Here is a 26,008-nt window from a genome sequence, read left to right on the forward strand (position 1 = left end):
TAAATGGACAGAGAAGAAAATGTAATTGAGTTTATTCCCGAGTTTCCCAGTTTCATAAGGTAATTTTAAAAAAGTATCTGGTTTTAGGGACTTTTTTAAGTTTTTTGGTAAAAGTTGGTTACAATTTTATTAGTGATTTATTAAGATATCAAAGTAAAAATCATATCTATTTCAAATGTTTGGATCGCTAGGGACACCATCGTGTTTTTTAAATATAATTTGCTGATCTAAAGTGTTAAATTCAACCCTTTGTCTTAATTTTTGCAACATCGATACTAAACCAACTTAGTTAATTTTTGTTTTTTCATAATTTATAATTATACCATAAAATTACTTAAAATGCTACCAAATGCTACTTATAAAATTAAGGTTTTACATTAAAAAAACACCGATTTACGGGTGTTTCTTCATATTTATATTCACTAAAAAGTGAATTTTTGTCTTAAAACTGGGAAACTCGGGTTCCAGAAATGGACAAAGATCAACAAGCTCGAATTAATCAACTAGTTTCTGAAATTAATAAATAATTTCAGTGCTTTTTCAAATCAAGAAAAAAATCCAGGCTATTTTGTCTGGATTTTTTAATTTTTTTTGCTAAAATTTAATTAAATGGACAGAGAAGAAAATGTAATTGAGTTTATTGGCGTTTCAAAAAAATTTGGTAACTTTTTTGCTAATAAAAACATTAGCTTTAAAGTTAAAAAAAACACAATCCACGCACTAATTGGGGAAAATGGTGCCGGAAAATCAACACTTATGTCTACTCTTTTTGGAATTTATACACCAGACGAGGGACAAATAAAAGTAAACGGAAAACAATCTTTTATCGACAACCCTAATCGTGCAAGTGACTTGGGAATAGGGATGGTTCATCAACATTTTAAACTAGTTGATGCTTATACTAATTTTGAAAACATTATTTTAGGTCAGGAATTTAGTCATCGCGGTGTTCTAAATCGACAATCTGCCCGTGAAAAAATAAAAAAAATACAACAAATTTACAATATTGAATTTGATTTAGACCAAAAAACTGGCGATGCTTCTGTGGTTGTAAAACAGAAAATTGAAATTATAAAAATTTTATATCGAGACTCAGATATCTTAATTTTTGACGAACCAACAGCAATTCTATCCCCACAAGAAATTGATTCCTTTTTAGACATTTTAAGATTTTTTATTAAAACCGGTAAAACAATAATTTTTATATCACATAAATTATCTGAAGTTAAACAGGTTGCAAATTCTGCGACCGTTTTGCGTCATGGAGAAGTCGTTGCCAACTTTGAAAATCTTGAAAACATCAGTATTTCCGAGATGACTTCAGCAATGGTTGGTAAAAAAGTTGTTAGCTCAAAAAATTTGCTTAAAAAAGATTTCACTCAAGTTGGACTAAAAGTTGAAAATCTTAGCGCTTCTTTTGATAAAAGAATCGAAAATTTAAACTTTGAAATTCATAAAGGCGAAATTTTTGCAATTGCAGGTATTGAAGGCAATGGTCAACTTGAGGTCGAACTTGCAATTTCAGGTCTAATTCATTCAACAGGTAAAATTTTGGTCTATAACCAAAACAACGAACCTATAAATCTGGAAAATTCAAGTGCCGCTTCTCGTTTTGGTTTGATTTCCTATGTTCCTAGTGACCGTCATAAATACGGAATAGTTTTAGATTTGCCAAATTTAGATAATTCAATAATAAGAAACATGAGAAATGAAAAATATGTTTCAAAAAAATATATAAAAACTCAAAAAGTTCAAGAATTATACGATAAAATTGTCGAACTTTTTGATGTAAGAGGTGATAAAACTGGCCAAAAAAATTCCCGACTTTTATCTGGAGGTAACCAACAAAAATTTGTTCTAGGCCGCGAAATTTTAACTGATCACGAAGTACTTTTAATAGTTCAGCCAACTCGTGGACTTGATATCGGGGCAATAAATTTGGTTCATCAAAAAATTCTTGAAGAAAAAAGCAAAAATAAAACAATTTTACTCATTTCATACGAGCTTGATGAAGTTTTGGCCCTCGCAGACACAATTTGCGTTATCAATAAAGGCCAAATTTCTAAAAAATATTTTGCAAATGAAATTGACCGTTACAAAATAGGTAGACTAATGGCAGGTTTAAATCATGATTAAGAAAAAAATTAATTTTTCTATTTTTTCTAATTTTTTCTTTAAAAAATTAGAAAAAAACACCTCTAAAAGCTTATCTGAAAAGATTTTGTCTACTTTTTGGGCAATTTTCTTTGGAATTTTAGTCTCTTTTATTTTTATCTGATCATTTGGGTACAATCCGCTAAAAGTTTATTATACTATTGTTTTTAAGATCGCTTTTGCCTGAAATGAAGTTAGAAATTTACTATTAATTACGTCAATTTTCATTTTTGCTAGTATTGCAATTGCAATTCCTTTTAAATCAGGGTTATTTAACATCGGTCTTCCGGCACAAATGATGATTTCAGGGATAGTTTCCTTGATGATTGTCTTAAATTTAACATCAATTAATATTTATGCTCGACTATTAATAGCCGCATTTTTAGGAATTTTAACAAGCGGAATTCTGGGGGCACTAGTTGGTATTTTTAAATCTTATTTGAAAATAAATGAAGTTATTTCAACAATTTTATTAAATTGAATAATTTTTTATATTGGTAAATTTTTCCTTACATCAACAAGTCTTGACATCGGATTTAAAACCACAACACTAACTTCACAAACTATAAACGAGACGGCATTTTTAACATCCATATTTTTAACCCGTAATTTTTCAATAATAATGTTATTTTTAGCATTATTATTTGCATTTTTAATCTGGTTCGTTTTGCAAAAAACTTCAATCGGCCTCTCAATAAAAATCACCGGGCAAAATAAGGATGCTGCAAATTATGCCGGAATTAATAACAAAAAAACAACTATAGCAGTCATGACTTTCTCAGGAATTGTCGGCGGAATTGCCGGTTTTGCCTGATATGTTTTTTACAGAAGATCCTTTACACTTCAGGCCGGAATGCCACGAGAAGGTTTTGATGCTATTTTATTAGCGCTTTTAGCCTTTAACTCACCTTTTGGAATAATTCCAATATCATTTTTTTACTCAGTTCTTCTAATTGGAACAAACGCACTTGAGGCTCATTCAATCGCCTTAAATCAACAAACAACTCAAATTATCATTGGAATTATAGTGTATTTATCTGCTATATCCGTTATTTTCATTCATTTTAAGCCTCTAAAATGAACGATGAATGTTTGATACTTATCTAGAACAGGCCGATTTTTCAGTGCTAAAAATGCAAAAAATATAAAAATTAAGCCAACAAGTCGTGTTCACAGTAATTTAAGTTTATTGTTCATAAAACCTGAAAAAAAGGAAAAAATTAGGAATTTGCAAACAGAAATTACTAATTTTGAAAATATTAAAGCAGAACTTTTAACTTTATTTTTATACCAAAAAGTTAATATTTTTTGAATTTACAGAAAAATTCAAAAAATAAACATTAAACTTTTTTTACTAAAAAGAGCATACTTAAAAATTAAGAATTATGACAACACTATAATCTGAAAACAAAAAAAGAAAGAATTAAAAAACAATTTTGACCTAGATTCGGCGCTTAAGTCTAAAAATGTTGAGGAAAAATTAGCCTTTTTTGAGCAAATTAACCAAAAAAGGCGTAAATTAAATATTGAACTAAATGAATTAGGTTACTTTGATGCTAAAAATAATTTTAATGCCTTTTGACAGCAAATTATTGAACATCACCTTCAGTTTCGTAGTCTAAAATCTGAAATTATTGAAAAATTTAAATTAGACCAAAAAGCTAAAAAACCTTTAAAAACGGAGGAAAAATAATGACCTGAGAAACAGTTATTCCAATTTTAGCACTTTTCTTTGTTTTTTTCTCAATAATAACAACCGGATCGATAGCAGGACTCTATAGTGAAAAAGCTGGGGTTGTAAACATTGCAATCAACGGAGTTATGATTATTGGGGCGACAGTTTATGGTCTTTTTTCAATTCTTTTTGATGTTTCAAACATGGCGATGCAGTTAATTTTAATCCCACTTGCAGCGCTTTTTTCAGGATTATTTTCGCTACTGCATGGATTTTTAACAATAAAACTAAAAGGAAATCATATTATTTCAGGAGTAGCGCTTAACATTTTGGCCCCAGCAATTGCTTTTGCACTGCTTAAAATTTATGGAAATAGTAGTCGCTTTGAGTCACCAGTAAATGAACTTGCCTTTGGTCCACATCGAACATTTTTGAACATTTTTTCACTAAAATTACTAATTGTAACAGCATTAATTTTTGTAACTTGGTTTGTTTTTTCCAAAACAAAATTTGGACTTAGATTTTCAGCCGTTGGTGAAAATCCGCACGCTGTTGCTGCAGCCGGAATTAATGTTAATAAAATGAAATGACTTGGCGTTTTTCTTTCAGGTTTAATTGCCGGAATTGCAGGCGCTTTTTATTTCCAGTACCTGGGGTCTTCTTTTACTGGCGACGTTCAGGGGCTAGGATTTTTATCACTAACAATTTTAATTATGGGACGTTGAAAAATAATTTTAATTGTAATTTATGGCTTAATTTTCTCATTTTTATACACAATTTCAATTAGCCTAGCCGGAAATTTTGGTGACTTTTTAGCAATTATTGAAGCTGCACCATATTTAGTTACAATTTTAATTCTAGGTCTTACTTCCAGAAAAGATTTAGCGCCAAAAGCACTTGGAATACCTTATGATAAATCTTTAAAATAAAACTTAAAAATTTATAGTATAATTCTAAATCCTTATCAAAAAATAAAAACAGCATTCACGAAAAAATATTTCAAGGTTTTATTATGTACAAAAAATTTTTCGAAGGTATTATTGAAGTTATTACCGGCCCGATGTTTTCAGGCAAATCTGACGAACTAATCAAAAGAATAAAAATTCTAACTTATGCAAATATTAAGATTTTAGTAATAAAACCTTTAATTGACAACCGTTTTTCTGACTGCGAAATTGTTTCGCGCTCAGGTCTAAGAATTCCAACTTTTAGTGCTAAGACAACTCAGGAAATAAAAGATCTATTTGCAAAAGAAAAATATGGGGCAATTGCAATTGACGAGATTCAATTTTTTGCAGAAGATATCATTCCCTTTTTGGATAAAATTGCAAACAAGGGAATCCGCGTGATTGTCAGCGGCCTTGACCAGGATTTTCGTCGCAAACCCTTTGGTGTTTTGCCAAATTTAATGGCAATTGCTGAAAATGTCACCAAATTACAAGCGGTTTGCACAATTTGCAAACGCGCTGCAACCACAACAGCCCGCCTTGTTAAATCAGAAAAGCAAAACTTAATTGGTGATAGCGCCGAATACGAGGCGCGTTGCCGTGCTTGTCATAACCTATAAAAAAAAAAAAAAAATATTTTTTCTACTAATTCAAAATTTTGTGGTAAAATTGTTTTTTGCAAAGGCAAGTGTAGTTTAATGGTAGAACTTCAGCCTTCCAAGCTGACTGTGAGGGTTCGATTCCCTTCACTTGCTCCATATCAGGTTGTCCAAATTCTCAGAAAAAGCGCAAACGCGCTTTTTTTATTAACATTTTATACATTATTTTTTAAAATAATGTATAATTTAAAAAAGATTTAATTTCTTAAAAAGGAAAAAAAATGGAAATAATTTCAGGAACAGTAATAGACAAACTTGGTTTTCACGCCCGCCCTGCCTCAAAAGTTGCAAAATTAGCAACAACATTCAAATCACAAATTAAAATCATATCTGGTGAAAAATCAGGTAATGCCAAATCAATCATGAATATAATGGCTCTTGGAATTAAAATGGGATCAAATTTTACCATTGAAGTTTCAGGTGAAGACGAAATTACTGCCGCAAAAGCGATCAAAGAATTAATTATTGCCGAAAAATTAATTCTTGAATAAACAAGTAAAAACCTTGTATAAATAGTAAAAACACTGCATAAAATAAACCGACAAAACGTCGGTTTATTTTATTTTTTTGCAGGTTTTGCCAAATCTTACCGAAAATTGAAAAAAAATATATTTTTCAATTATTTTCTAGCAAAACCTATAAAATAATGTAAAATTATGGTAATTAATTTGATTTTTTGCGTTATCAATTTATCAAATTAATTATTTTATATATAAAAAAAGAAAGGAGAAAAATGTCCATTTCACTTAAATCAGTTTTCAGTGAAAAAATAAGAAAGAGCACCAACAACTCTGGTGCTGGGAAATTGCGTAAAATTTTGTCCAAATTATCTGGCGCTTTTATGCTTCCAATCTCAGTTATGTCCATTGCTGGTCTGCTCTTAGGAGTTGGTGCTGCGATTGCAAACAACGCCGAATCGCTTCATAACCTTAAACAATTTGGGCAATTTATCCAAGCCCTAGGTGATGCTGTTTTTGCCGGTTTACCGGTTTTATTTGCGATTGCCTTTGTTATTGCCTTTACCGATGAGTCCGGTGTGGCTGTTTTTGCAACATTAATTGGATATCTTGTTTTCTCATCAGTCCAAACAGTCTTTATCACTGATGTTGATATTCCTGATCCTGCTGATGCTAAAAAAAGCATTGGTAAAGGGGTTTCTATTTTATTCTCTGGTGCAGGACGTGATCCAGCCGGATTAACAAGGCTTGTTGGTGGTGCTCTCGGATTTAGGGCACTTCAAACCTCAGTTTTTGGTGGAATAGCTGTTGGACTTGTTGTTCAATATCTATATAATCGCTTTCATACAATTCAATTACCACAAATGATTTCATTTTATGGAGGTAAAAGATTTGTTGCATTAATCACAATTCCGGTAATGGGGCTTTTAGCTTTTGTTTTCCTAATTTTCTGACCATGAATAGGAATTGGGCTTAACCTCTTTGGTGCTTCACTTGCAAAAGTTCCTTATGGATTTGAGTCATTTATTTTTGGTTACATCGAAAGATCTCTAATTCCTTTTGGTCTACACCATGTTTTCTACGCGCCACTTTGATTCTCATCAGCCGGAGGAGACGCAGGTGCAACTATCGCTGACTGAGCAAAAGATCAAGGAATTGAAGTTATTCAAAAAACTACAGAAGCTGCAAATCAAACACAAGTAATTTACGAAGTAGTTGCTAGCGGTAAAGTAATTCCTGGTGATTCACTTAAAGAAATTTTACTTGACCATGCTCAAAATAAAGATAAATTTGTTGGTGACTCAACAGCTTCAATTTATTTATTGAAATTTGCTAACACAATCGATTACACCGAAGATGGAAAAGCAGTTTCAATCCCATTATTTACCTTTTTAGAAAACCATGGTTTCAAAGTTGGTAGATTTGCTGACGGTAAATTCTCAGGAATGATGTTCGGTCTTCCAGCAGCTGCAGCAGCCATGATTATGGCAGCGCCAAAAGAAAATCGAAAAGTTACTGCAGGAACTGTTATTCCAGCAGCAGGAACTTCATTTGTAACTGGTGTTACAGAACCGATTGAATTTACATTCCTATTCTTATCTCCACTACTTTTCTGAGGATTCCACGCATTTATGATGGCCCTTTCCTTCATGTTTGCGAATTTAGCCGGAGTTCACATTCCAATGGTCTTCTCAGGTGGAGTTCTTGACCTTTTAATTTATGGAGCCGTTCCTGTCCAAAAAGGTACAAATTTCTGGTGAGTTTTAGTAGTAGGGCTTGCTTATGCACCAATTTACTACTTTGTTTTCCTATTTGTTATCAAATGGAAAAACCTTGAAACTCCTGGAAGAGGAACAACTACCAAATTATTTACAAAATCTGATTATTTAGCACGTAAAGATAGTTCAAAATCTGCCTCATCAGTTGACCCACAAGTTCTTGCGATCGTTGATGGATATGGTGGAATTGATAATATTACCAATTTTAATAACTGTGCATCACGTCTTCGTTATGACATTAAAGATTTATCACTTGTTGACGAACAAAAATTAAAAGCTGCCGGCGTTGTTGCTATAAAAGTTGAAGGACAACACCATGTTCAGGCAATTTTAGGGCCAATCGCTGAGCAAATGAATGCAAAAATTAATTCCCAACGTGATTTAATTAAAGCTATGTCTCAAGACGAAATTGACGCAATTTTGAAAAACAAACCAGCTAAACCTATGCCAGAAAAAGTTGAAATGACTAAGTGTGAAAACAAAACTTGCCACTTGCCAGAAGAAATTTATTCTCCAGCAACAGGTGAATTAATTGAATTAGCACAAGTAAAAGACGGAGTATTTTCTGAAGAAAAATTAGGGAAAGGTTTTGCTATTCGTGTTGGAAACACCGGTAAAAAAGATATTTTTTCACCAATTAATGGTCAAATTAAAATGGTCTTTAATACCAAACACGCAATTGGATTTGCTTCTAAAGATAATAAAACCCAAGTTTTAATTCACATCGGAATTGATACTGTCGAACTTCAAGGTCAAGGTATTGAGGTTTTTGTTGAAGCTGGACAAGATATTAGTGTTGGAGATAAAGTTGCTAGCGTTGATCTTGATTATTTAACTCAATCAGGAATAAAAAATACCGATATTATCGTTGTTATTCTTCACGAGTCAGATAAAAAAGAATTCCAATTTAAAGTTCCTTTACAAAACATTAATCAACTCCCAGTGCTAGTTGGTAAATCATTACCAACCAAAAAACAATAAAATTGGTCTCTAAATTTTAGAATATTTTTGTAAAAAAGCCGCGATTAACCTCGTGGCTTTTATTTTGAATTAAATTTAGACTAAAATATACAAATAATTTTTTATAGTAAATTTATCAAGCTCCTTTTGCAAAAATTTATAACCCCTTTTGTTGAAGTTAAACAAATGCTTGAGTTTGACAGTTTAATGGCAAAATTCACTTTTTAGTGAAAATAAAAAGACGAAAATACCGTCAAATCAGTATTTTTTGACCTAAAGTCTTAATTTTTATTATTTTAAAATTAACCTTTTGCAAAAAAAAAAAAAAATGTTTGGTGTAAAAAAAATTTCTGTTATAATTACACTCACTAAGAATAATTAATAAATTTTGATATGAATTAAGGAGGAATTAGTTATGTTTTTTGCCATACTAAAATCAGATAGTGCGGATTATCCATTATATTTTTAAATATGATGGAATGCCTTAAATTTACCCGTTTAGAAATCTTTAAATTTAAGGCTTTTGATTATTGTTCTTTCAAAACTTCATATGTTTTTTAGGCTAAGTTTAATTAAAAACGAGTTTTCTATTTGCATTGAGTTTAAATAGCAGTTGTATTTTTTTATGATTTTTGTTATTTTACCCATAAATTGATTTTTGGCCGTCGCTTTAACTAAAAAAGGTTGTTTAAAAATTTCATAATTTTGCTTTTCAAGTTAAAATTTTAGCTTTTTTAGTTTACTTTATTTGATTAATAAGTAGATTTTTCTTTCGTGAGTGTTAGATTTAAAATTCAGTATTTTTGCTTGAATAGTTATTTTTCCTGAGTTTGCCAGTTTGATGGCGTTCCTATTGACCAAATATTTGAAATAGGTATGATTTTTACTTTGATTTCTTATTAAATCACTAATAAAAAAGGTAATTAACTTTTGTCAAAAAAGTTAAAAAGTGCCCAAGACGGACACTTTTTAAGATTATCTCATCAAATTATGAACACTCCCGTTTCAAGCAAACGACTAAACATTAAAAACTACGGTTTGATATTTACTTTCGGCATAAAAAACCTTGCAATTGAATTTTTGTATTTATTATAAACTGCTTCAATTGTGTTTTTAATAACTAGAACTGATATTTTATGTAAAAAAAAGTGACTTATAACAATGATGATGAAACCTAACCCAAATATCGCAAAGTGAATAGAGAAATAAGCAGTTTTAATAGGAAGAACTGCAATAATTATTGTTAATATCGCCAAGGAAATAAATGAAATAAATATATAAATTATTTGCAAAATAAAGATTCTATAATGAACGTGAAATAAAAAGATTTTTTTCTCCTTCTTGAATTCAATCTCATCAGGATAATTCCACATATCACGAATAATAATTCATCAACGAGGTTCTAACGATAATTTTTCATATTTTTCTTCAAATTGACTGTTAGTTAAATTTAACGCTTCTTTTTTATATTTCTTTATAAATCAAACATATTTTATTAAATAATATAAAAATAAAATAAGCAATGCTGAAATTACACCCCAAATAATAATTTTAGAACTTAACTTTGGATAATTAATAAGGAAATCGTTGTAACCGGCAGTGAGTGTTAAAAAAAATGTTTCTAAAAAAACAATTAAAAAGAAAAACAATTTAACTACCCAGTTTAAAAAAAGATATTTAAAAAGAAGAGTTATTGCTTTCATGAAAAATTAATACCCTCAAGCAAGTACTTCCTCAATATCAAAATCTTGAAAATTTATTATATTTCCTGATCCTAATAATTTATTTTTATTATTTAAATTATTTATATTATCTATAATTTTTCTAATTTCTTCTTTAAGTTCATTTTCTAAAGCCGTATTGTTTGAAGTTTTAATTAATCGAAAAATAAGTTTTAAACTATCAAGCTCCTTTGTCATTTTTTGAGCAACTTCTCAATAATTATAAGATTTCGAATCTGAGTTGACTGAATAACCTAATTGCGTTCCGGCGCTAGCTGTACCAACTACACCAACTGCTAAAGCTATCCCGCCTACTAATCAACCAATAGGGCCTGTTAATAGCGCAGCACCAACAGCAAAGCCAGTCCCCGCAAAAGTTCCTGCCGCCCCAACCCCTCAGGCAACGGCATTATTGTTCTTTTCAATAGATCAAGCATTATTTAAATCAATAGCCCGTTGAATTCGATCAATTCAATCTTCGACGGTAAGCCTTTGGTATTCACTAAACAAACTTCTTCTCGCTCTTCTACGAGAATTAGTTTTTTTCAATTCTTGAAATTTTTTATAAATTTCGCTTGTAGATCTAAGTTTTTGGAAAGTTTTATTTTTTTGATCTTGATTATTAAAAACTCTTCCTCTAAAAATATAGTTAAATTGTTTATAAGTAAACGAGTCAAGTGAATCTAGTAAATTCCCAAACTCTGTTATTAACAAGTTTTTTGTGTGTTCGTCTTGAATTTTGTCTAAAATATTAGATTCAAATTTAGAGATTAAATTTTTGAGTTTGACATCAGTATTTTCATAAGGTTGTGCAACAACAACATTACCCAAACTCAAAAGATTGATTAGTTCTAGATTTTTCATTTTTATTGCCTCCGCGTTGTTATAATTATGTTTAAAATTATACAATAATAATTTTAAGTTTTTTTTCTTTTTTTAGGACAAATTCAAGTAAAAAAACTAAACATTTACTTGAGTTTTTGGGAGGCATAAAAATGATAATTAATTTAGATAATGTTGATATAGCGCAAAATAAAGACGAGAATTTAATAAAGGTTGTGCAAGGAAGTTTTGTCCTGAATTCTTATGGGATATTAGAAAGAAAGCCTAGTGATTTAGATTTAATAATTTTTTCTAAAAAGATTAAAAGTTTAAGGTTTCTAAATCAAAAACTAATGATTGAACTCAATAAAAACAAAAATTTAGATGTAAAATTAAGCACACCTTTTTTTAAAAAACTTGAATTTAAAAATTTAGATTTAACTATCGAGATAATTTTGGCAAAGTTTTTAAAACCTAATATTTACAAAAAAATTAAAAAAAATCTTTATTTTGTAAAACCTGAATATGCTATTTTGGTTAAAATATTTCAAATTTCAGCAGTTTTATCCAATCATTTTTTAGGATCAGACAAACTAAATTTCCAAAAAATCATTATAACTTTACAAGATCTAAAAATTATTTTGAAAAATAAGTTGCTATTTCATAAAACAAGAGCATTTATTAGGAAAAATTTACTAAGCATTATTATTAATAATTTTATTTTTGATTTTTTTCTAAGAGACAATATAGAATTAATTTGATTTCCTAAAAACGCATATAAATTTGAATTGATAAATTCTATTGAAGGTAATAAGTTTTTGTCAAAAAAAATTAAATCACTTTTCCATTTAAATAAGAATTCAAGAAACTTATTTAATAATTTGATGGTTATAAATGACTATTTTTTGAAGAACAAATATAATATCATAAGTAAAATTAACTCGCTAAACAGGTCTAAAAATGTATTATCTTCAAATGAAATCTGCTTGGAAAACGTAAATTTTTTCTTTGATAATTTCAAAATGATAAATAAACAGAACATAATTTTTAATTCAAAAATTTCACCAAATTGAGACACCGAAATTATAGAAATTAATAAGTCATTCCCCTTTATAAAAGTTTTAAAGGCTGTATCGTTAAAATATAAAATTAACGAAAATTTAAATAAAAACCAAATTTTAATCTATTCTAATAACAATCAAGAGTTTTTGCTTAACACTTTATATAAAATAGTTGTGCTTTTAGTCTTTATTTAATTAAAAACTTTTGACCTAATAAGTGTTGAAGCATTTATTTTGCAAAGCATCTCATTAATAGTTGATTCTATTAATGAGATTATAACATTCTTTTATTGACTATATAATAATCTAGGAATTCAGGTTATTCGTTATGTAAAGACTCACGTTCCCACACAACCTAAATTAATTTTTCAAATCTTTTAAATGGACATTTTTGGAAAATAAACAAATATTTGTCACAAAACATAACAAATGACAGACCCATTAGCAATTTGAATAATTATTTTTTATTTATTTTTAAATAAATTCCAAACAAAGACTTATTAAAAGTTTTTGTGATTAATTCAATATGGTTGACAAAGGAATTTGAAATCAATCTATAAATTTTCGATAAATTTCTATTGTTGTAAAAAATAAAAAAGTAAAAAGAAAAAAACAACAAAATAGTAATAGAAAAAATAATAACTAAAATGATTGTCAATAAATTAATATAATTTTTATCGACTTTTATAAGCGCACCTGTATCTCGGGTAAAATCTATAGCAAAATTCTTATTACCAAAAACAAGAGTTAAGAAAATTTCGTGTAAAATAAATGTTAAAATTGAAAAACTAAAGCAAAAAGTTGCAAATCATAACTCAAATTTACTTATTTTATAAATAATTTTAGATAAAAATTGTTTCAATTCGGGGTTTATTTCCTTCCCCTGCAAGTAAGAAGCATTGTTAATTTTATTAGTTTTCTTAAAATATCAACGAGAATTTGCAAATAATCACAAACCAACTTCAACTATATAGTCTTGATACTCCGTGTTAAGTCGTTGTTTTTTATATAAAGAAAACAAGCTAAAAAAATTTCTGAAGATAATAATTGTTAGCGAAATAAAAATCAAATAGGAACCTAGTCTTACGAGAAATAATCCACCGTTGGTATTTATAAATTCAATTTTACTAAATGAAATTATAAATATAATTACTATTGTTAGATAAAAAATAAAAGGTAAGACAATAATATGAAGAAATTTTCTATTAAACAATTCCAAATAGCGCATGTAGAATTTTTGGATCATGTTAATTTAATTAATATCCATTATTTTTATAATTTAACATTATTGTATCTTATAATATTAAGTACAAGTTAAAAAACAATAAAAAATTTTACCATCATATAAATTAGAAGAAAAAATTTATAAAACCGATAGAATCAAAGCCATAGATAAAAAAGTAATTGTTTGAATTTTTCTATTAATTTAGCTAAAAATTTAATAGGTTAGGATATTAATTTTCCTGTAAATATAAACATTTTTTATTTAGCATTTAGTTTTTATTTATAACTTTTTAGGGTATAATTTAATTAGATTGTGGAAAAAAGGGGGTTTAGTATAATGGCAGTACCATGGACTCCAAACCCATCAGTGAAGGTTCGAATCCTTTAACCCCCGCCAAAAAATTATTTTTAAAATACGAAAGGTGACAAGATGCAAACAAAATTCAAGAACAAAGCATATAATTTAGTTTCATCGTTAATACAACCAGGAGAAAAACTAGAATTTACCGTTAGTGATATAAATTTTGATGTTGTTGACTTTAAAAATTTTGGAAAAACAACGCTAATCTCAATTTTTCCGTCAATTAACACCAAAATTTGTGATGAACAAACAACATCCATCCGTGATTTATCAAGGAAATATTCACAATTTAGATTTATTTCAGTTTCACTAGATCTTCCTTCTGCGATTGCTCAGTGAAAAAATGCAAATTTATCCGAAAATATGGAGATATATTCTGACTATCGTTTGCGTAGTTTTGGATTAGCTACTGGATTTTTAATTGATGATGTATTTTTATTAAATCGTGGTTATATTATTGTTGACTCTGAAGGAAAAGTTTTAGTTGTTGAACCTAATTCTGATGTTCACGATCAAATTAATTTTGAACAATTAGAAAAACATCTTCAAAGCCTTTCATAATTTTCTTAAAAACTTAAAAATTAATTTTTATTTACATATCCAAGAAATGCACATTTATTTGTGTATTTTTTATTTATTTTTTAAAAATAAAAAAAGTGGTATAATTTATAAGACAAAATAAAATAGGAATAACAATGAATAACCTTACAAAAATTCCCGCTGACCTAATAAATGAACGCCCTTTTAAAGAAGGTGAGGCTTTTTGGTTAATTCAGGATTGAATTCCAATTTATGCCCTCACAGTCGTTCTGGGTATGGTTGCGTCAATTATCACAATTTATTTTTTTTGAAAACGCGAAGGTTACAAATTTGATCATTTAGCCGCGCTGATTTTTATCACAATTCCTATTTCTATTGTTGGAGCACGTTTTGGATATATTCTTGAGCGTTTAGTGGTAGGTGATTTAACATCATTACAACAGTGATGAAATATTCGCCAAGGCGGACTTTCAATTCAATGAGGTGTTATTTTTCCAACTGTTGCAAATTTAATTTATGCTTATCGAAAACGGGCTAGTTTTGATTGACGAAAAGGCTTTTCCTTTATCTTGCCGGCGGTTTTAATTGGCCAATTTTTAGGAAGATGAGGAAATTTTACAAATCACGAAGTCTATGGATTTCTTGATCCTGAAGGTAAAACCGTAAATTGATTAGGTGATTTTATTCGAAAAAACATGTTTATTGCCGATAAACATGCGCCAAATGGTCAACTCCGTGTTCCATTATTTTTCTATGAATCACTAACTTCGCTATTTGGTTACTTGGTAATTGTATGAGTATTAAATCTTTTTTCATGACTCAAACCAGGTTCAACAGGGGCGCTATACATTTTATATTACGGAATTGTTCGGGCTTCTATGGAATTTTTACGGCAAGAATCATATGTTTATTATTTTGTAATTGCAATTTTAATGATAATTCTGGGAATTTTGTTGTTCATCCGCTTTCAATTTTTCACAAATTACTATGTAAAAATTGAAAACAAAAAGTTAAAATTAGCATTTTCTGAAAGATACACAAAAGAAAACAGACGCTATATTGGTTTGCCTTGAATTAGATGAAATCGCAACCTTTCTGAGCCAACAAAATCAGAACCAAAAATCTTAGAGGCTTAGGCAAAATTGAAATTTTACAACGAAAAACATTAGTTTTTAATGTTTTTTATAATTTAATATTATATAATTATTTATAATCATTAAAATTTTATTCTTAAGGGGTTTAGTCATGGAAAATTATGATGTAATAATAATTGGAGCAGGTCCAGCTGGTCTAACAACCGCTCTTTATGCTTCTCGTGGTAATTTAAAAGTTCTAATTTTGGAAAAAGGAGCCCCAGGTGGGAAACTTGTTTCACAATCTAAAATTGAAAATTGACCTGGAGATGAGTTTATTGATGGTGCATCTTTAGCGCTAAGAATGTATAAACACTCACTAAAATTCGGAACAAAACACCGTTATTGCGATGTTGATTATATTGAGTCTAACTCACCTTTTGACCATAAAGTTGTTTGCAAAAACGGCAAAACTTTCACAGCAAAATCCGTTGTTGTAGCCTCCGGAATGGTTGAAAGAAAACCGTTAGATATTAAAAATTACCTTGATTTTGAAGGTAAAGGAGTTTCTTATTGCGTTGTTTGCGATGGTCCTTTTTATGCCAACCAACCTTCAATTGTTATTGGAGGAGGAAATTCTGCTGTTGAGGAATCAAGTTTTTTAGCTTCAATAGCTTCAAAAGTTTATGTTCTAGTTCGTGATGACAAATTTATCGCCGAGCCACTTTTGATTGAAGAGCTCAAAAAAAACAAAAATGTTGAAATTTTATTTAATGCTAAAGTTTTAGAACTCCGTGGAGACGGCGCACTTGAATCAGCAATTATTGATCATAATGGTGAGCAAAAAACACTTGAAATTAAGTCGCTTTTCCCATACATTGGTTTTTTACCAGCTACTAGCTTTTTACAAAAAAACCACAAAGAAATTCTTGATAAATTTAATTTTATTTCAGTTGACAAATACGGACAGTCAAAAATTCCTGGCGTTTATGCTGTTGGTGATGTTGTTACAAAAGAAATTAGACAAATTGTTACTGCCGCAAATGATGGTGCAATTGTTGGTAAAATTTTAACTAATCGAATTAAGTAAAAAAAGGTTCCTATATAGTGAAAATAGTTAAGAAATTTTCCAAAACAAAATTTTTAACAAGAAAATCAAAAATTTTACTAGGCCTTACTTTATCCGCATCATTTCTTGGTGTTTTAGGAATTTCAGTCGGTATTTCTTATGGTTTTGGCTTAATTAAAAAAAATTCTTATCAAACAACTGTTGAGGATTTAAATAGAACAATAACTAAAATTAATGCTCTTAGTTTTAATGCTCAAAAAGTTTCTCCTTTTTCAACTTATGCCTCACTAAAAGATGAATGAAAAAAAATTCAAAACTCACCAAACCAAGGTGATTTTTTCGATCTTTTTAGTGTTGAAAATAAAAGATTACAACCATATAAGTTGCCAAACGGAATTTGACTTGAGTTTGTAGATGTCAAACCAGATGATGCAAACCAACAATTTAATGTTGAATTTTTACTCAAAACTCATAATCACTCAAGAATTATAAAATCTGATATAAGAACTGACAAAATTTCTATAAGTCCTAATTCAACTTTTTTTCTGGAAAATTTTTACCAAGCACTCCAAATAAATCTTCAAAATATTAGACCATTTTCTAGAAGTGAGCAAAATAAAGTCTCTCCTAACATTTGGCTTGCAAGCGACTTTTTAGCAGAGGCAAATTCTGAGCAAAGTGCAGAAAGTTTTATTAAAAAGGTTCATGATTTTTTTGACTTTGACTTTCAGTCAATCTTAACTAACAAAAACTTTGCTATTAAACACAAAAATAAGTTAATTTTTCCTTATAAAATAGAAATTATAAAAAACAATAAAAACACTTGAGTTCAACCTTCGCAATTAAACTCAGATTTTTTAGAAATACAAGGTAAAATTAGCTTCACAGAGGAAGCCAAAGAAGTATTCCCCAAAAATTTTAATACAAATATCACTAAAAATTTCACTTTTTTACTCTTTGATTCAGCTAAAAATAAGTCTGCTTTTATTGATCCTAAAGTTTTTATTCAAATTCCAAAACTAACAGATCTAAAAGTCGATCAATTTTCACAGCAAAATCAAGACAACAAAGTTGATATTTCACAAAAATCAATATCGTGAGTTTATAACTTTCTTAAATATAACGAAACAACAAAAGCATTAAAAACATCTGAAGAAGCAAAAATAGCACTTAATTCATTTATTAATTCAGATTTACAACTTGATTTTACCGATTATGATGATTTAGATCCAAAAATCAAGCAAAAATTTGGCTTTAACATTATAGTTGAAAAAATTCAACTTGATTCAGACGAGCAGTCATCGCTAGTTCGTATACCGTTTGAAATTTTTTATCCCCTTAATGATGATGGTTCGGAAAAATTAACTAAATCTTCAGAACTTGTTTTAAGAAATTTCAAAAATTCTGAATCCCAAAATGTTTCTACATTTGACCCTAAAAATTTTAGCCAAATTCCAGTTGTTAATTTAGATTATCTTATTGATAAAAATAAAAAAGATGAAACCTTTTCATCTTTTGATTATGTTTCAAAAGCTGAAATTCAAAAATTAATTGACTCAAATGCACATGAAGAAATTTATAATATTTTAATAAATTCTTCAAAATTTAATCTTAACTTTCCTGAAACTCAAATTTTAAATTCTTGAACTTTTAAGTACGATTTTCCAACTATTTCTGAGTTTTCTAAAAGAACACTAACTCCACAAATACTAGAAAATAGCACAAATACTCGTGCTTTTTTTGAAAATAATCAAGAATTTATATATTTTGTAAAAAATATTTTTACCTTGCCTAAAGAAGAAGCTCAAAAATATCTTAGAATTCTTTTTAATTCTCTTGCGGAAATAAAATCTGATACTTTGGATGACCAACAGAAAACTTCCGGAGCTCAAAGTCTTGATTCAACCCCAAAAAATGAAACTGTCGCCGCACAAGCGACCCAATTTCAGCAAACAGAAGCTGGAAATACTGAAAACAACACAGATTCTCAAGGTTCTCAAGCTTCTCAGCCAGCCGAAAATCAAGAAAACCAACAACAAAACTCAGAAAGTCAAACTCCTAATACTAATTTAGCCCCAAAAATTCAAACTATTAATGAAAAAATTGTTTCAAATCTTCAAAATCAATATTTAATTACGGAATTTAGCGACTTAATTACTAAAATTGAAGCTTTAAACCAAAAAAATGGACAGCCACAAACAGATTTAAATGCTCAAACATTTTCTGATTTATTTTTAGAAACTTATAAAAATAACAGTTTAGTTAAGCAGTTTGAAACACTTGGCGAAAATCTTTCTTATAAAATTGTTTTTTTAGCCGATCAAAACTCAGAACAAATTGATTCTGAGGGCCAAAATTCAACTCCAAACCCAGTTCAGGTTGCTGATCAGCAAACTTCTGAAAATGATACTACTCCCCAAAAAGAGATTTTTAACTTAGGTTACTATTATATTTTCACTTCTGCTACAAATAATAAAATTGTTTTCAGAACCCCAATTAATTCATTAAAATTAGATGTTTTTACAGATCAAAATCCTCAAAGCGAAATTGAAGTCTTGTCTAATGTTGTCTTAAATTTTCCACAAAATCTTTTAAAATTAGAGCTTGATGAGTCTAATTTTGCAACTGCACTTACATTTTCTAAAACTGCTGAAGAGGTTTTACATTCTGAATTTAATAATAAAGATAAAGATTTTAAAGAAACATTAGAAAGTATTAAAAAACTTTTTGGTTTTTCTACTTTTGTTCAAATTTATCCTTTATTAAATGGCAACGGACTTGTATATAAAAAAGATAGCGTTTTCAAGGATAAATTTGGAAATTTGAAAATTAGATTTGCTGTAAAAAATCTAAATTCTACTGAAAAATCTCAAATTTTCATCCCAAACACTGTGAATAATGAGCAAAATAATCCTGATAATTCAGTGCAAAATCCTTCTGCCCCTCAAGATTCACAACCAGCTCCAACCCCGCCAGCACAAACTCCACCGGCTCCAACCGTGCCAGCACAACCAGTTCAACCGCAACCGCAACCTCAACAACCACCACAAACTCAACAACCTACAACTCAGAATTCACAACCCCAACTCAAAAATAATCTAGACCCCTTTGTACCTGGAGAAAATGAAGCAAAATATCCGCTTATTTTTACAGTAATTAGACCAAAAAGACAGCTAAATCGAAATTAGGAAAAAATGAAAAAAACTAAAATAGTAAGAAAAGTAAAAAAAGTTTCACACACCAGATCTTTAATGATTATGGCGACTTGACCTATTGCAATTGGTGCAATTTTAGGTTTTTCTTATTTAACTTATTCACTGGTTGAGTCAAAATATTTTGATGTTGTTGATCAGCGAAATTTAGAAAAAACTGAAGTTAATCAAAAAGGGATTCAACTTTCAAATGAAGAATTTGAAAAAATTGTTGATCAAATGCAAATTGACGAGAATTTTTCTAAATATTCAGCCGAACAAATTCTCGATTTATCTCGTGATTCGACATCTAATTTTCATCTTACTACAATTTTTAACCTTACCAATTTTAGTTCAAAATATCCTTTTTTAAAACTTAATATCAACCCTATTAATAAATCTGACGTTGAAAATGACGATCTAGTTACAAAAGTTGTTAATAATAATTTAATTAATGTTGTTTTTTCGGCTCATGATCAATTTACAAATAAAACTTATTCAAAAGTGCATTCAATTCGTGGCTTTAATGGAAAAGGTGATATTCCATTTATAAACTTTAATATTGACCAACAAAAGTCCGCCTTTATTTTACAAACAGCACAAATAAACCAAAAATGAAATGCACTTTCGCTTATTCAAGTGCTAAATTCTGAGTATAAAAATACAAAAGATGCTAAAAAAACCCTTGAAAAATTTGGTTCTTTTTTATTTTTAGACTCAAATGATAATTTAGTAAATCTTCCTGAGGGCACCCATTTTGATTTTGAAACAGACTTATCTGGCAGCATAGTTTTTAAAAATATTGATGACTCAAGTGGTAATTTGTGAATTTCCTTTGGGATTTTTGACTCAAATAAAAATAAAATTCGCACATTTGATTTAAAGGTTTCAAATTTACTAGATTATGCACAAGTTACTAATTATCTCAATAATTTAATTAAAACTGATGATGAACTTATCATCTTAAAAGATGAAAAAATTCAAGAAATTGTTGCACAAAATGTATCTTTATCTACTTTTTTGGTGTCCCAAACCGATCACAGCAATCTCTTTGATATATCAAAATTACAGAATTTATTCACAAATTCTGCACCAAATTTTAATGTAAGACTGTTTGGAACAAATATTCAAATGGACCGAATTGGTGAAGTTGAACTTATGGTTCAAATCGATTTTAAGGCTAAACAAGTTGAAAATCTAGCCCAAAATCAGTCAACTCCTGACAATATAAGTGTATCAAATTTACAACAAAACTCACCTGTCCAAGAGCAAAAAACCCTTCAAAATCAGGTATCTTTATTTCAAGATACTGACCCAAATAATTCTGAAAACTCAAGTCAAGAAAATCTAAATGATGCTCAAACTCAAGAAAATTACCGTAAATTTAATTTTATTTACACTTTAAAACCTTTCAAAAACTTAGCACAAAGATATTTGGATTCTGTGATTAAGGATAATGATCTTTACATTGTAAGGCAAAAGTTCAATTATTTAGATGGCGCTGAAGTTATTAATAATTTAAGGTCAATTAATGCTAGTTTTTATTCTTTTCAAGAGAATAGAAACACAAGTAAAGGCTTGGAAATTGTTAATTTAGAAAGCAGTCCAACTTATGATAGTTTAACTAGTCAAAGAGCAATTGTTACGTGATTTAAAGACTTTTTTAAAGATTCATTAACATTTCCTGCCTGAAAAAAAACTGATGAAAATGATAAACCTGAAGAAGTTTTATCAAAAATTTTTGCTAAAATGAATGATATAATTAACTCTAAGCAAATTTTTTCTTACGGTGTTAAGTATAATTTATTTTTCGAAAGTTCTACCGGCCAATTAACAATAACAATTAGTATTTATGATAGATTTAATAAAATTTTAGGCCAAAAAGATATAAAAATAAGCGGTCTGTCACCAACAAATCCTCAACTATTATTGGCCAAAGAAAATCAAGCAAATTTTTTTATTGACGGATCTGGTGGATATAATGTTGAGCAATCTGATGAAAGTAACTTATTTCACTCAGAAATTAAAGGCCTAAAATCAATCACAAATCCTCAAGTTGAACTTAGCCTTGACTCTTCAAAAAAGCGAGATAAAAAAGTTAAACTCGTCAGAAATTCAGGAATTTTATATCCAAGTCTAAACGACAATTATTTAAAATTGTTTTATAAAAGTGATGAAAATACTCAAAATATTGTAGCTTTTGAAGAAAATAATCCATTTTTTTATTCATTCTCAGTCCAAAATAACTTAGAACCTAACCAATATAAGGTTGTCCTTAAATTTGTTACGGAAGAAAGTGGAACTTCTGGTCAACAAGCAAATCAAGAGCCTAATTTAATTTGAGTTAAAAAACTATCCAAAAAAAGTGATTTATCAAGTTCAAGTATAACAAATTCAGACTCAATTCCTGATAATACGCCAGTTTGGCTAATAGGTGTTTCAAAAAAGGCAGAAATTGGATCAACTAGCACAAATACAACTCAAAATGAAAAAATTATTGGTATTTTGCCTGTTGATGAAGGCCAATTTACTAATTTTGTTCTTTCTTACAATGCTCTCAATGAGAATTCACCTTCAAATTCGGGGGCTCAAACTCAAACTCAAAATTCTCAAAAGATAATTGTAAAAATTGCAACTCCTAAATCAAAAGATCAACCCCAAATTGAATTAGAAAAAAACTTTTGATCTACTCAGAATACTTCTTCAACAACTTCAGTTACTTCTTCAGATTCAGGTTCTTCAACAACCTCAACAACCTCAACAACTCCAACCTCAACAACCTCAACAGTCCCAGCAACCACAACAGCCGCTCCAACTAGTTCAACAACTTCTTCACCCGCTTCCTCAACAACCCCAACAAAAACTTTAACCCTTCATTTTGGAGATGAAGAAAACAACAAAAACTCCGACAAATCAGAGGTTTTGTTTAGATATTTTATACAATTTAATAATCAATTTTTCAAAAAAGAAGATTTTGAAAAGGCCTTTGCAACAGCATTAAAATAAAACTATTTTTCTTTTTCCAAATATAAATCACTTTGTTTATAAGGTAATTTATATTTGGAATTTTTTGTTATTTCTAAGTTTCCCAGTTAGAGCCAAAAATTAACTTTTTAGTAAATATAAATATGCAAAAATACCCTTAAATCCGTGTTTTTTGAGGCTAAAACCTTAATTTTTATAGTTTTGAAATTAACCTTTTGCAAAAAAAAAAAAAAAATGTTTGGTCTAAAATAAAATTGTGTTATAATAATTCTCACTTAAGAATAATTAATAAATTTTGATATTGAATTAAGGGGGAATGAGTTATGCTTTTGTCATAAAAAAATCAGAAAATGCGAATTATCCATTATATTTTTAAATATGATGGAATGCCTTAAATTTAACCGTTTAGAAATCTATAAATTTAGGGCTTTTAGTTATTGTTCTTTCAAAACTTCATATGTTTTTTAGGCTCAATTTAAATAAAAACGAGTTTTCTATTTGCATTGAGTTTAAATAGTAGTTGTATTTTTTCTTTCGTAATAGTCAGATTTAAAATTAAGTGTTTTTGCTTTGATAGTTATTTTTCCTGTGTTTGCCAAAAAAGTTAAAAAAGCACCCAAAAACCGGACACTTTTTAAGATTATTCATCAAACTAGGAGACTCGGGATTATTTTTCTTTTTCCAAATATAGATTATTTTGTTTATAAAACAGTTTATATTTGGAATTTTCTGTTATTTCTTTTGTAACTATTTTTTGAGCAATAAAACTTTCTATATTTTTTTTGATGAATCTTTTGATAGGACGAGCACCAAAATTTTTATCATAACCAGATTGAATAATTCAGTCAATAACAGAATCATTAAAATCTATCTCAAAATTATTTTCTATTAATCTTTTTTTGAAAGTATCAAGTTCTAAGTGGATAATTTCAGAAATTACCTCGTGATTTAAAGGGTTAAAGACAATAATTTCGTCAATTCTATTAATAAATTCAGGTTTTAAATATACTAATAATTCATTTTTGATGTTAGATTCGTCAATTTTTTTACCTTCAAGAATTTTGTTAGCACCAATATTTGAAGTTAAAATAATAATTGTGTTGCGAAAGTTTACTTTTATAGATTTGCTATCAAGAAGCTCGCCGTTATCAAGAATTTGTAAGAAAATATTAATAACTTCAGGATGAGCCTTTTCAATTTCATCAACCAGAACAATTGAATATGGATTTTGTCTAATTTTGTTAGTTAAAATTCCGCCTTGTTCAAAGCCAATATAACCTGGAGGAGCACCAATTAGCTTAGAAATACTATGTTTTTCCATATATTCTGACATATCCCGAGTTTCCCAGTTTCATAAGGTAATTTTAAAAAAGTATCCGGTTTTAGGGACTTTTTTAAGTTTTTTGGTAAAAGTTGGTTACAATTTTATTAGTGATTTATTAAGATATCAAAGTAAAAATCATATCTATTTCAAATGTTTGGATCGCTAGGGACACCATCGTGTTTTTTAAATATAATTTGCTGATCTAAAGTGTTAAATTCAACCCTTTGTCTTAATTTTTGCAACATCGATACTAAACCAACTTAGTTAATTTTTGTTTTTTCATAATTTATAATTATACCATAAAATTACTTAAAATGCTACCAAATGCTACTTATAAAATTAAGGTTTTACATTAAAAAAACACCGATTTACGGGTGTTTCTTCATATTTATATTCACTAAAAAGTGAATTTTTGTCTTAAAACTGGGAAACTCGGGTATAACCTGGAGGAGCACCAATTAGCTTAGAAATACTATGTTTTTCCATATATTCTGACATATCAAGCCGAATAATTTGATTTTTATTGTCGAATAAATTTTGAGCAAGTGCGCGGGCAACTTCAGTTTTTCCAACACCAGTAGGACCTACAAATAAAAAGGATGCAATTGGTCTCTGTTCGTCATTAATTTTTGCTTTAAATCTTAAAATGGCTTCTGAAACTGATTTTAAAGCTTGATTTTGTCCCTTAATGACTTTTCTAAGATTTTCCTCTAAATTAATATATTTTTGACTTTCGGATTCTAAAAGTTTGCCAATTGGAATTTTAGTTCAATTTGAGACAACTTTTGCAATATGATTCTCATCAAGAACGTTTGAAAATTCAGTCTGTTTTTCCTTTAATTTTTCCAATTCTTCCATAATTTTAGGAATTTTTACATACTTTATTTGCGAAGTGCCCTGATAATCACCTTGGTCCATTAGTGTGTTTTGTTTGTGTTTTAATTCTTCAACTTTTGTTGACAAATTTGCAATTTTTGAAGCTAAATTTCGCGAGTCGTTTCACTCTTTTTGCATTTGATCAACCTGATTTTCAACCTCAATTATTTGTTTTTTGAGATCTTCATTGTCCGAATTTGTCGAATTAATTTCCATCATTTTCAAATTAATTAATTCGCGCTTTGCTTTTTCAAGCTTTTCTGGTTGGTAATTAATTTCAACTTTTAAAGAAGCAGCCGCTTCGTCAACCAAGTCAATGGCTTTATCGGGCAAAAAACGGTCAAAAATATATCTATTTGCCATTTTGGCAGCAAAAATTAAAGCTGAGTCAAGAATTTTTACCTGGTGAAAATTTTCAAATCGTTCCTTAATTCCGCGCAAAATATTGATAGTATCAACAACCGAAGGCTCTGAAACCTCAACTTTTTGCATTCTTCGCTCGAGTGCTCCATCTTTTTCGATATAAAGTCGATATTCAGAATTTGTTGTTGCACCAATTAATTTAATCCCACCTCGAGCCATTATTGGTTTTAAAATATTAGCAAAATCCATTGAATCAGATCCAGATGAACCTGTTCCGATTAATAAGTGAATTTCGTCAATAAAAATAATAAGTTCATCAGATCTTTGTTCAATTTCAGTTAAAATCGCCTTAATTCTTCGCTCAAATTCACCTTTATATGAGGCACCAGCGAGAATGCTTGTAAGGTCAAGTTCAAAAATTTGCTTATTTTTTAAATTATCAGGAACTTGTCCTGCAATTATTTTTAGCGCCATTCCTTCAACAATTGCTGTTTTTCCAACACCAGGATCGCCAACTAGAACGGGATTATTTTTTGTCTTTCTTGACAAAATTTTTATAATTCTTCTAATTTCAGAATCTCGCCCAATTACAGGTTCGATTTTGTTCTCTTTTGCTAATTTGGTTAAATTTCTTGCATATTTTTCAAGATTTTCAAGTTTAATTTCCATTTTTTTCTTCCTTATTTTTATTTTTTTACATTAATGCAAAAATAATTATAACATATTTTTGTCACTCGTGGCAATTAAGTGCCAAAATTTTTTTTTAT

18 protein-coding genes, 2 tRNA genes and 1 pseudogene are annotated in these 26,008 nt (G+C 29.0%); 14 read left to right on the forward strand and 7 right to left on the reverse strand.

Going from position 1 to position 26,008, the window contains the following annotated elements; genetic code table 4:
• Positions 1-129 precede the first annotated feature (129 nt).
• Complete coding sequence (locus V3249_RS00140; protein ID WP_252263094.1) at positions 130-270, reverse strand: hypothetical protein; 141 nt, start codon at positions 268-270, stop codon at positions 130-132.
• A 339-nt stretch (positions 271-609) separates the two neighbouring features.
• Here V3249_RS00140 and V3249_RS00145 point away from each other — a divergent pair, with 339 nt between their 5' ends.
• The 7 genes from V3249_RS00145 to V3249_RS00175 all read left to right on the forward strand — a co-directional run bounded on the left by V3249_RS00145 (position 610) and on the right by V3249_RS00175 (position 8,652).
• Positions 610-2,136 (forward strand): ABC transporter ATP-binding protein, encoded by a 1,527-nt coding sequence (locus V3249_RS00145; RefSeq protein WP_337902616.1) that lies wholly within the window; start codon positions 610-612, stop codon positions 2,134-2,136.
• On the forward strand, positions 2,129-3,847 hold the full coding sequence (locus tag V3249_RS00150) for an ABC transporter permease (RefSeq protein WP_341517549.1): 1,719 nt from the start codon (positions 2,129-2,131) through the stop codon (positions 3,845-3,847). Before V3249_RS00145 ends, V3249_RS00150 begins: the two co-directional genes overlap by 8 nt.
• Positions 3,847-4,758 carry an ABC transporter permease gene (locus tag V3249_RS00155; protein WP_318085509.1) on the forward strand — a complete coding sequence of 304 codons (912 nt, stop codon included), beginning with the start codon at positions 3,847-3,849 and terminating at the stop codon, positions 4,756-4,758. Before V3249_RS00150 ends, V3249_RS00155 begins: the two co-directional genes overlap by 1 nt.
• Positions 4,759-4,841: 83 nt before the next feature.
• The gene (locus V3249_RS00160; RefSeq protein ID WP_337902614.1) at positions 4,842-5,396 is read left to right on the forward strand and encodes a thymidine kinase; all 555 of its coding nucleotides are present in this window, start codon (positions 4,842-4,844) and stop codon (positions 5,394-5,396) included.
• A gap of 64 nt (positions 5,397-5,460) precedes the next feature.
• Positions 5,461-5,534, forward strand: a tRNA-Gly gene (locus V3249_RS00165).
• Between the two features lie 122 nt (positions 5,535-5,656).
• Complete coding sequence (locus tag V3249_RS00170) at positions 5,657-5,926, forward strand: HPr family phosphocarrier protein (RefSeq protein WP_010321031.1); 270 nt, start codon at positions 5,657-5,659, stop codon at positions 5,924-5,926.
• A gap of 242 nt (positions 5,927-6,168) precedes the next feature.
• The gene (locus V3249_RS00175; protein WP_341517550.1) at positions 6,169-8,652 is read left to right on the forward strand and encodes a glucose PTS transporter subunit IIA; all 2,484 of its coding nucleotides are present in this window, start codon (positions 6,169-6,171) and stop codon (positions 8,650-8,652) included.
• 1,010 nt (positions 8,653-9,662) lie between these two features.
• Here the strand turns inward: V3249_RS00175 and V3249_RS00180 are convergent.
• Positions 9,663-10,334, reverse strand: a complete 672-nt coding sequence (locus tag V3249_RS00180; RefSeq protein ID WP_337899434.1) for a hypothetical protein — start codon at positions 10,332-10,334, stop codon at positions 9,663-9,665.
• A gap of 6 nt (positions 10,335-10,340) precedes the next feature.
• Positions 10,341-11,216, reverse strand: coding sequence for a hypothetical protein (locus V3249_RS00185; protein WP_318055499.1), 876 nt, complete (start codon positions 11,214-11,216; stop codon positions 10,341-10,343).
• A gap of 131 nt (positions 11,217-11,347) precedes the next feature.
• Between V3249_RS00185 and V3249_RS00190 the strand changes: the two genes are divergently transcribed.
• Positions 11,348-12,430 (forward strand): hypothetical protein, encoded by a 1,083-nt coding sequence (locus V3249_RS00190; protein ID WP_337896924.1) that lies wholly within the window; start codon positions 11,348-11,350, stop codon positions 12,428-12,430.
• A 262-nt stretch (positions 12,431-12,692) separates the two neighbouring features.
• Here V3249_RS00190 and V3249_RS00195 read toward each other — a convergent pair whose 3' ends face one another.
• Positions 12,693-13,481 (reverse strand): hypothetical protein, encoded by a 789-nt coding sequence (locus V3249_RS00195; protein ID WP_341517551.1) that lies wholly within the window; start codon positions 13,479-13,481, stop codon positions 12,693-12,695.
• 301 nt (positions 13,482-13,782) lie between these two features.
• On the opposite strand from V3249_RS00195, the gene V3249_RS00200 reads away from it, so the two are divergent.
• From V3249_RS00200 to V3249_RS00225, 6 genes are all read left to right on the forward strand, one after another.
• Positions 13,783-13,856, forward strand: a tRNA-Trp gene (locus tag V3249_RS00200).
• 33 nt (positions 13,857-13,889) lie between these two features.
• Positions 13,890-14,381, forward strand: a complete 492-nt coding sequence (locus tag V3249_RS00205; protein ID WP_341517552.1) for a peroxiredoxin — start codon at positions 13,890-13,892, stop codon at positions 14,379-14,381.
• A gap of 134 nt (positions 14,382-14,515) precedes the next feature.
• Entirely contained in the window at positions 14,516-15,496 is a 981-nt protein-coding gene (locus V3249_RS00210; protein WP_341517553.1) for a prolipoprotein diacylglyceryl transferase, read from the forward strand.
• Positions 15,497-15,605: 109 nt separating this feature from the next.
• Positions 15,606-16,523, forward strand: a complete 918-nt coding sequence (locus tag V3249_RS00215) for an NAD(P)/FAD-dependent oxidoreductase (protein WP_044285771.1) — start codon at positions 15,606-15,608, stop codon at positions 16,521-16,523.
• Positions 16,524-16,540: 17 nt separating this feature from the next.
• Positions 16,541-19,690 carry a P97 family adhesin gene (locus V3249_RS00220; protein ID WP_341517554.1) on the forward strand — a complete coding sequence of 1,050 codons (3,150 nt, stop codon included), beginning with the start codon at positions 16,541-16,543 and terminating at the stop codon, positions 19,688-19,690.
• Positions 19,691-19,696: 6 nt separating this feature from the next.
• Entirely contained in the window at positions 19,697-22,699 is a 3,003-nt protein-coding gene (locus V3249_RS00225) for a P110/LppT family adhesin N-terminal domain (protein ID WP_341517555.1), read from the forward strand.
• A gap of 646 nt (positions 22,700-23,345) precedes the next feature.
• On the opposite strand, the gene V3249_RS00230 is transcribed toward V3249_RS00225, so the two are convergent.
• The 3 genes and pseudogenes from V3249_RS00230 to V3249_RS00240 form a co-directional block, all read right to left on the reverse strand.
• Positions 23,346-23,999: an AAA family ATPase gene (locus tag V3249_RS00230; RefSeq protein WP_425355589.1), complete on the reverse strand. Its 654-nt coding sequence runs from the start codon at positions 23,997-23,999 to the stop codon at positions 23,346-23,348.
• Between the two features lie 107 nt (positions 24,000-24,106).
• On the reverse strand, positions 24,107-24,247 hold the full coding sequence (locus V3249_RS00235) for a hypothetical protein (RefSeq protein ID WP_252263094.1): 141 nt from the start codon (positions 24,245-24,247) through the stop codon (positions 24,107-24,109).
• A 178-nt stretch (positions 24,248-24,425) separates the two neighbouring features.
• Positions 24,426-25,910: pseudogene (locus V3249_RS00240) on the reverse strand (AAA family ATPase); the annotation flags it as partial.
• Between the last annotated feature and the right edge of the window lie 98 nt (positions 25,911-26,008).

It is taken from the genome of Mesomycoplasma ovipneumoniae (assembly GCF_038095995.1).
GTDB lineage: Bacteria > Bacillota_I > Bacilli_A > Mycoplasmatales > Metamycoplasmataceae > Mesomycoplasma > Mesomycoplasma ovipneumoniae_F.